The 1269-nt window shown below is 47.3% G+C and carries 2 tRNA genes and 2 rRNA genes; all 4 read left to right on the forward strand.

From position 1 onward, the window contains the following. Positions 1–363: ribosomal RNA gene (locus R7M72_RS24970) — 16S ribosomal RNA — on the forward strand; the annotation flags it as partial. Between the two features lie 66 nt (positions 364–429). Beyond that, positions 430–506, forward strand: a tRNA-Ile gene (locus R7M72_RS24975). Between the two features lie 42 nt (positions 507–548). Next, positions 549–624, forward strand: a tRNA-Ala gene (locus R7M72_RS24980). Between the two features lie 263 nt (positions 625–887). Continuing rightward, positions 888–1269, forward strand: a 23S ribosomal RNA gene (locus R7M72_RS24985); the annotation flags it as partial.

The following is a 1269-nucleotide window of genomic DNA, read 5'->3' on the forward strand; positions in this document are numbered from 1 at the left end:
AGGTGGGGACGACGTCAAGTCATCATGGCCCTTACGAGTAGGGCTACACACGTGCTACAATGGCGCATACAGAGGGCGGCCAACTTGCGAAAGTGAGCGAATCCCAAAAAGTGCGTCGTAGTCCGGATTGGAGTCTGCAACTCGACTCCATGAAGTCGGAATCGCTAGTAATCGTGGATCAGAATGCCACGGTGAATACGTTCCCGGGCCTTGTACACACCGCCCGTCACACCATGGGAGTGGGCTGCAAAAGAAGTAGGTAGTTTAACCTTCGGGGGGACGCTTACCACTTTGTGGTTCATGACTGGGGTGAAGTCGTAACAAGGTAGCGCTAGGGGAACCTGGCGCTGGATCACCTCCTTAAACGATGATTATTGCGATGAGTGTTCACACAGATTGATACGGTTTATGAAGTAAAGAGACGATACTGGGTCTGTAGCTCAGGTGGTTAGAGCGTTCGCCTGATAAGCGAGAGGTCGGTGGTTCGAGTCCACTCAGACCCACCAATTTCTTTCCCAAGGAATTGGCGACAGTATCGAGACCTTGATGGGGCTATAGCTCAGCTGGGAGAGCGCCTGCCTTGCACGCAGGAGGTCTGCGGTTCGATCCCGCATAGCTCCACCATCTTTAAGTGTTCTTGAAAAAGAATCTTTAAAAATGGTTTTCATAAGAAAATCTAGCTCTTTAACAATTTGGAAAGCTGACAAAACAACAATTTATTGTTGTTTGTAAAGTTCTCAAAGTATTCTTTTATGAATACAACTAATAACACATTCAAGTGTTCTTGGAATTTGAGTCCGGCAAAATCGAATGTCTCTCGCTCATTCAAATAATGAGAGACAACTTTGGTGATTTGATTATCAACTCGAAACTCCTTCGGGTTGTATGGTTAAGTGACTAAGCGTACACGGTGGATGCCTTGGCAGTCAGAGGCGATGAAGGACGTATTAACTTGCGATAAGCCCAGATTAGGTAGTAAAAACCATTTGAGTCTGGGATTTCCGAATGGGGAAACCCAATACCATAAGGTATTACTGTTGAGTGAATACATAGCTCAACAGGGCGAACCGGGGGAACTGAAACATCTAAGTACCCCGAGGAAAAGAAATCAACCGAGATTCCGAAAGTAGCGGCGAGCGAAATTGGACTAGCCCTTAAGCTTTACACGCGTTAGACGAACAGCCTGGAAAGGCCGACGATACAGGGTGATAGTCCCGTAGTTGACGACGTGTGTTCAGTGAAATCGAGTAGGGCGGGACACGTGATATC

Source organism: Vibrio sp. YT-18 (assembly GCF_033337345.1).
Classification (GTDB): Bacteria; Pseudomonadota; Gammaproteobacteria; order Enterobacterales; family Vibrionaceae; genus Vibrio; species Vibrio alginolyticus.